The organism is Pseudomonas sp. TWRC1-2 (assembly GCF_049896685.1).
GTDB lineage: Bacteria > Pseudomonadota > Gammaproteobacteria > Pseudomonadales > Pseudomonadaceae > Aquipseudomonas.
The window spans coordinates 77,625-84,282 of sequence record NZ_JAFCUU010000015.1; the positions used below are offsets into that span (position 1 = coordinate 77,625).

Annotated in this window: 9 protein-coding genes and 4 tRNA genes; all 13 read right to left on the minus strand. The window is 54.3% G+C overall.

Annotation, left to right across the window (positions count from 1 at the left end; translation table 11 throughout):
- Positions 1-205: 205 nt before the first annotated feature.
- Positions 206-571 (minus strand): 50S ribosomal protein L7/L12, encoded by a 366-nt coding sequence (gene rplL / locus ACP7B3_RS28720; RefSeq protein WP_010566858.1) that lies wholly within the window; start codon positions 569-571, stop codon positions 206-208.
- Positions 572-649: 78 nt separating this feature from the next.
- Positions 650-1,150, minus strand: coding sequence for a 50S ribosomal protein L10 (rplJ, locus tag ACP7B3_RS28725; RefSeq protein WP_010174464.1), 501 nt, complete (start codon positions 1,148-1,150; stop codon positions 650-652).
- Between the two features lie 199 nt (positions 1,151-1,349).
- Positions 1,350-2,045 (minus strand): 50S ribosomal protein L1, encoded by a 696-nt coding sequence (gene rplA / locus ACP7B3_RS28730; RefSeq protein WP_003232403.1) that lies wholly within the window; start codon positions 2,043-2,045, stop codon positions 1,350-1,352.
- Positions 2,045-2,476 (minus strand): 50S ribosomal protein L11, encoded by a 432-nt coding sequence (rplK, locus tag ACP7B3_RS28735; RefSeq protein WP_003176435.1) that lies wholly within the window; start codon positions 2,474-2,476, stop codon positions 2,045-2,047. Before rplK ends, rplA begins: the two co-directional genes overlap by 1 nt.
- A 117-nt stretch (positions 2,477-2,593) precedes the next feature.
- The gene (gene nusG / locus ACP7B3_RS28740; protein ID WP_003176436.1) at positions 2,594-3,127 is read right to left on the minus strand and encodes a transcription termination/antitermination protein NusG; all 534 of its coding nucleotides are present in this window, start codon (positions 3,125-3,127) and stop codon (positions 2,594-2,596) included.
- Between the two features lie 9 nt (positions 3,128-3,136).
- Entirely contained in the window at positions 3,137-3,505 is a 369-nt protein-coding gene (secE, locus tag ACP7B3_RS28745) for a preprotein translocase subunit SecE (protein ID WP_003194658.1), read from the minus strand.
- A gap of 45 nt (positions 3,506-3,550) precedes the next feature.
- Positions 3,551-3,626: transfer RNA gene (locus tag ACP7B3_RS28750), tRNA-Trp, on the minus strand.
- Between the two features lie 161 nt (positions 3,627-3,787).
- Positions 3,788-3,863, minus strand: a tRNA-Thr gene (locus tag ACP7B3_RS28755).
- 26 nt (positions 3,864-3,889) lie between these two features.
- Positions 3,890-3,963: transfer RNA gene (locus ACP7B3_RS28760), tRNA-Gly, on the minus strand.
- A gap of 24 nt (positions 3,964-3,987) precedes the next feature.
- A tRNA-Tyr gene (locus ACP7B3_RS28765) sits at positions 3,988-4,072 on the minus strand.
- A gap of 142 nt (positions 4,073-4,214) precedes the next feature.
- On the minus strand, positions 4,215-4,661 hold the full coding sequence (locus ACP7B3_RS28770; protein ID WP_145162701.1) for a hypothetical protein: 447 nt from the start codon (positions 4,659-4,661) through the stop codon (positions 4,215-4,217).
- An 8-nt stretch (positions 4,662-4,669) separates the two neighbouring features.
- Complete coding sequence (locus ACP7B3_RS28775; protein WP_404485376.1) at positions 4,670-5,419, minus strand: pantothenate kinase; 750 nt, start codon at positions 5,417-5,419, stop codon at positions 4,670-4,672.
- Entirely contained in the window at positions 5,409-6,368 is a 960-nt protein-coding gene (birA, locus tag ACP7B3_RS28780; RefSeq protein WP_262208778.1) for a bifunctional biotin--[acetyl-CoA-carboxylase] ligase/biotin operon repressor BirA, read from the minus strand. Before birA ends, ACP7B3_RS28775 begins: the two co-directional genes overlap by 11 nt.
- Positions 6,369-6,658: the final 290 nt, after the last annotated feature.

Here is a 6,658-nt window from a genome sequence, read left to right on the forward strand (position 1 = left end):
TGGTCACCTGCTTGTTTGGCCCCTCCCGACGGGAGCAGCCAGAAAATCTCGCAAACCCCATGGTTTGCACCACCGCATCGGGTGGCTACAGCGCGTTAGTGGCGGCGACCGAGTCGACAGCCAAGAACGGAAAAAGGCCGGTGGCAAGAGCCACCAGCCATCAGCCTTCAGCTTAACGCTTGGGCTGGAGACGCAAGGTCGATGCTTACTTCAGCTCGACTTTAGCGCCTGCTTCTTCCAGCACTGCTTTGGCTTTGTCAGCGGCGTCTTTGGACACTGCTTCCAGAACCTGGGCAGGAGCGCCGTCAACTACAGCCTTGGCTTCTTTCAGGCCCAGACCGGTCAGTTCACGAACTGCCTTGATCACGTTTACTTTCTTCTCGCCAGCTTCCAGCAGCATGACGTTGAATTCGGTTTGCTCTTCAGCAGCAACAGCAGCAACAGCTGGGCCAGCGGAAGCAGCGGCAGCGGAAACGCCGAATTTTTCTTCGAAAGCTTTGATCAGCTCAACAACCTGCAGAACCGACATTTCAGCTACGGCGTTGAGGATATCTTCTTGGGAGATAGACATTACTGTATTTCCTGAATTGGGGGACGGCCTACGCGGCCATCGAAATAAACAAAAATACGCGAAAGGAGGTGCTCAGCCTTAGGCTGCGGCAGCTTCTTTTTGCTCGCGAACTGCAGCCAGAGTACGAGCCAGCTTGCTGGTAGCGCCTTGAATCACGCTCATCAGCTGCGAAATAGCTTCGTTACGGGTCGGCAGTGTTGCCAGTACGTCGATTTGGTTAGCTGCGAGGAACTTGCCCTCGAACGCAGCTGCCTTGATCTCGAACTTATCCTGACTCTTGGCGAATTCTTTGAACAAACGGGCAGCAGCGCCTGGATGTTCTTTGGAGAACGCGATCAGAGTCGGGCCGGTGAACACGTCGTTGAGAACACTGTATTCAGTGTCAGCAACAGCGCGCTTGAGCAGGGTGTTACGTACAACACGTACGTATACGCCAGCTTCACGAGCCTCTTTACGGAGTCCGGTCATAGCGCCTACTGTCACACCACGGGCATCAGCCACGACAGCGGACAGAGCAGCTTTGGCAGCCTCGTTGACTTCAGCGACGATGGCCTTCTTGTCTTCGAGATTAATTGCCACGGGTTTAACTCCTGCTTGTTACCGTTTCATCTGGCCGAAGCCGGATGTCGTTTTGGTGTCTGATTCGGTAAGGAACCGGGAGCACCATCTGCGTAGGCTTGTGGTTTAAGACTTGCGCCGCCTACGGTCTTGGATAGCCCCCGCCAGGCAGGGACCCCAATTTTTTCAATCAGCGCGAACTCTCGCGCCAACTTGTGTCTTATACGTCCAGCGAGCCTTGGTCGATGACCAGACCTGGGCCCATAGTGGTGCTCAGGGTAACGCGCTTGACGTAGATACCTTTCGAGGAAGCTGGCTTGATACGCTTCAGATCAGCGATCAGGGCTTCAACGTTTTCCTTCAGCTTGACGGCATCGAAGCCGACTTTGCCAACGGAGGTGTGAATGATGCCGTTTTTGTCGGTGCGATAACGAACCTGACCAGCCTTGGCGTTTTTAACCGCGGTAGCTACGTCTGGCGTTACGGTGCCGACTTTAGGGTTAGGCATCAGACCACGTGGACCGAGGATCTGACCCAACTGACCTACAACGCGCATTGCATCCGGGGAGGCAATAACTACGTCGTAGTTCAGGTCGCCGCCTTTCATTTCGGCAGCCAGGTCGTCCATGCCAACGCGATCAGCGCCGGCGGCCAGAGCAGCTTCAGCTGCCGGGCCTTGGGTGAAGACAGCAACACGTACAGTCTTGCCAGTACCGTGTGGCAGCACAGTAGCGCTACGAACGACCTGGTCGGATTTACGTGGGTCAACACCCAGGTTTACAGCAACGTCAACGGACTCGCTGAACTTGACAGTCGACAGCTCGGTCAGCAGGGCAGCAGCGTCTACAAAGTTGTAGGCCTTGCCTGCTTCGATTTTGCCGGCGATAGCCTTTTGGCGCTTGGTCAGCTTAGCCATTACACACCCTCCACGTTAAGGCCCATGCTACGAGCAGAACCGGCGATGGTACGCACGGCTGCATCCATATCAGCTGCAGTCAGATCCGCGTTTTTGGTTTTCGCGATTTCTTCCAGCTGAGCACGAGTTACGGTGCCAACCTTAACGGTGTTAGGACGAGCGGAACCGCTAGTCAGACCTGCAGCCTTCTTCAGCAAAACCGAAGCCGGGGTCGACTTGGTTTCGAAAGTGAAGCTACGGTCGCTGTATACAGTGATGATCACTGGAGTCGGCAGACCTGGCTCAAGACCCTGAGTACGGGCGTTGAAGGCCTTGCAGAATTCCATGATGTTCACGCCGTGCTGACCCAGAGCTGGGCCGACAGGTGGACTTGGGTTGGCCTGAGCGGCCTTCACTTGCAGCTTGATGTAAGCGGTAATCTTCTTGGCCATGAGGCACTCCAATTACGGGTTCAAACGCCTCGAAAGGCTCCCCGGTTACTTGCGCGTTTATCCCAGTGACGACAAAACCCCACAGCCTAGGGCTGCGGGGTTGGGATGCTTGCTCAGCTAGACCTTTTCGACCTGGCTGAACTCCAGCTCTACCGGAGTAGAACGACCGAAAATGAGCACTGCCACTTGGATCCGGCTCTTTTCGTAGTTAACTTCTTCGACGGTGCCGTTGAAATCAGCAAACGGACCATCTGTGACACGAACAACCTCACCCGGCTCGAACAACGTCTTCGGCTTAGGTTTGTCGCTGCCGTCAGCAACACGACGCAGAATCGCTTCCGCCTCTTTGTCAGTGATCGGAGCAGGCTTATCAGCAGTACCGCCGATGAAACCCATGACACGAGGAGTGTCCTTGACCAAGTGCCAAGTACCTTCATTCATGTCCATCTGAACCAGCACGTAGCCAGGGAAGAACTTGCGTTCGCTTTTACGCTTTTGGCCATTCCGCATTTCAACCACTTCTTCAGTGGGAACCAGAATTTCGCCGAAGCCATCTTCCATGCCTGCCAGCTTTACGCGCTCTAGCAAAGAGCGCATGACATGCTTCTCGTAACCCGAGTAAGCATGCACAACGTACCAACGCTTAGCCACGGGACACCCTTAGCCAACAATCAAGGAAACAAGCCAGCCGAGCAGGGAATCAAGCCCCCACAACAGCAACGCCATAACCAGAACAACAGCCACAACAATCAACGTGGTCTGCGTGGTTTCTTGGCGAGTCGGCCAAACGACTTTACGGATTTCTGTGCGAGCTTCCTTTACCAGGACTGCGAAAGACTTGCCTTTGGCAGTCTGCAGGCCTACAAAGGCAGCTACAGCAGCAAGGGCAAGCAAAGCAAGTACGCGGTACAGGATCGGCGAAGCAGAATAGTACTGATTGCCAACAACGCCTACGACCACCAATGCGACTACAGCAAGCCACTTGACCAGATCGAAACGAGAGCTTTGAGCTTCAGCCTTAGGAGTCATCTATGAAGATCCTGTGAAAAGAAAGCCAGACACACCACGTGAATCTGGCAGGTCAGGAGGGAATCGAACCCCCAACCTACGGTTTTGGAGACCGTCGCTCTGCCAATTGAGCTACTGACCTAAAACAAAATCAGGCCGACCATTATGCAGGCCTGAAAAAGACTTTACAACAACCAACCCCAAGAGACTTGAAACCACCCAACATCAAAGCCAGGCAAAACACCATCAAGCCGAGGTAGCTGTTAAAACAAAGGCAGATATTTTCATATCTGCCTTGTTATATGGAGCTCTTGAGCGGATTTGAACCGCTGACCTCACCCTTACCAAGGGTGTGCTCTACCAACTGAGCTACAAGAGCAAAACACCGTGCACAACCTGCAAACTTGGAGCGGGTAGCGGGAATCGAACCCGCATCATCAGCTTGGAAGGCTGAGGTTCTACCACTAAACTATACCCGCGGAGCTTGCAGCTCACGCTAAAAATGGTGGAGGGGGAAGGATTCGAACCTTCGAAGTCGTAGACGTCAGATTTACAGTCTGATCCCTTTGGCCGCTCGGGAACCCCTCCTAAGCGAGCCGGCATTCTACATCACGCCGGCCTTCTGTCAAGCATTTTCTCATTAAAAATATGAGGTTAGCTGCGTTGACCTTCGCTTCACGCTGTAGACCGTAAAGGTCTTCACTGCGAAGCGGGCGCCATTCTATGCAAACTATTCGACAGTTGCAACGCCTTCGCACAACATTATTTTATGTTTTAACTCATTGAATTCCTTAGCAAGGTTTTCAAAGGGCAGATCATCGGCCAGTCGCCTGCTTTCAGGGGACACACGGAGCCAATAGCCGGTAGTGCCCGGCACATTGAGCAGTTGCACCTTGACCTTTATATCCAGACTCATCAGACGCTGCTCAAGCAACTGCGCTTGTCGCTGATCAGCAAAGCCGCCTATGTATAAGCATGTATTTTGTGGCTCAGGGGCGTTTGCCCGATCACGGCGGACAACCGAATCAGAAGATTCACTCAATAGCCGGATGTCTTGCTGAGAGCCGCGATAGAGGCTCAGAGGCGTAACGTCCTTGGCGCGCAACGGCGCCTCTTGTTGATGCCAGATGTAATAGAAGGCATTGAGAACGAGCAAGAGCAAAAACAGCCAACGCATAAAAAACCTCAGGACAAAGGGCACGCCATCGCCAGCCCCACAAAAACGAGATCCGGTACAAAACGAGCCTGCGGTACGGCATCCGAGACCAGGTCAGCATCCCCACCCGTCAGGAAGACTGTGAAATCATCCCCCCAATAGCGCCGAGCCAACTCAAGCTGGGTCAATACAAACCCCCGAAGCATGAGGGCGCAGCCACGCTCAACGGCCTCCACAGTGGTTCGACCTGGGGAAAGACGCTCCATGGCCTGCTCAGCCGCAGCATCGTCGTAGCGGATCTTGCGGGTGTGTGTTCGCAACTGACTGCGCATCAGAGGCATTCCAGGGCATATAAAGCCTCCTAGATGCTCACCATCAGCAGCGATAAAGTCCGCTGTCGCTGCGGTACCGAAGTCGAGCACCAAGCAAGCACCCGGCGCTAACTTGAAACCGCCAAGCATTGCCAACCAGCGATCAAGACCGAGGCGCTCGTATTCTTCATAACCGTTGCGCACTCCCGCCATTTCTCTCGCTGAGGCAGCGCAAGACACTGTGACACCAAAAGCCTCCTGCAATGCTTCAACCAACTTTCCAGTTTCCTCTGAAGCACGAACACTCACCAGACGGCATCGTGTCAGCAGCAGACCCGGAATGGCGGTCAGACTTTCTATTAATGCGAGATCTGAACCAACAACACCCTCTGCGCAGGCGCCAGCGCTCTGCGCCTCGAGTACCCGCCACTTAATAAAGCTATTTCCACAGTCGAGCTCAAGAATCATCGCGCAGCCTCAGGCTTAACTCACCACCGCTATATATTTTCTCGACACCATCGACGTTCAGACGCAGCGCGCCCTGGTGATCAATCCCCAGCACAACCCCATCAATCTGATTGACGCCCGCAATGAGAGTCACAGCCCTACCCTGCCACAAATGATTTCGCTCCCACTCCTCCTGCAACGCAGTAAAGCCAAAGGCCTTGTGGCGCTCCAGGTGACTTTGCAGCTGTAGACTTAGCCGTGCAACCAGGTAATTACGATCGACAGGCGAGCATGTTTCCAATTGCACCGAGGTCCACTGCTGATCCACCTCAGCAGCCTGCTGCATGTTCACGTTAATGCCTATCCCGAGAACCACGTGGCAGATGTCTGCAGGGTCACCCACTAACTCAAGCAAGATGCCGGCAATTTTCTTGCGCCCTACGAGGACGTCGTTTGGCCACTTCAGTGCCGCGCCCTGTACACCTGAATCACGCAGCGCCTGCATGACCGCCAATCCCACTACAAGGCTAAGACCCTCCAGCTGCCGCAGCCCACCCTCGATGCGCAATACAAGGCTGTAGTAGACATTCTGAGCGAATGGACTAACCCACGTGCGACCTCGCCTCCCCCTGCCGGCCGTCTGCTGCTCAGCAAGCACTAGAAATGGCGCAGCAACGCCGGCGTCGACAAGACGCAAAGCTTCAGCATTAGTGGAGTCGATAGAGTCAGAGATGTGAACGGGCCATGCCAAAGAAGCGGCATTCACTGCAATTTCTTCTTTGCTCAGGAACACCAGTGGCGAAGCCAGTTGATACCCCTTGCCGCGAATTTTATGAATGGGCAAATTCAGCTCTGCCTCAAGGTGCTGGAGCTGCTTCCAAACAGCACTGCGGCTGACACCCAGGGCGGCACCCAGCGCTTCTCCGGAATGGAATCGGCCATCTTTCAGAAGTTCTAACAACGTCAGCATGCAAGTATCGCCTCACAATGAGGCACGCATGATAGCCATGCGTAAGGCCATTGCATAGAAAGGCCGGGATTTAGCGCCCATAGCCCGGAGGTAGCGGGAAGACTGGAGGCTGCGCCTACCAAGAAAGCACACATTATCGTTGACGCGCATCGCGAGCCTTTACACCTGCGCTTTTCGACCGCCCAAAACAAAGCCCCTGTTTGCGTTAGCAAACAGGGGCTTTGGAATTTAATCTTGACGATGACCTACTCTCACATGGGGAAACCCCACACTACCATCGGCGATGCATC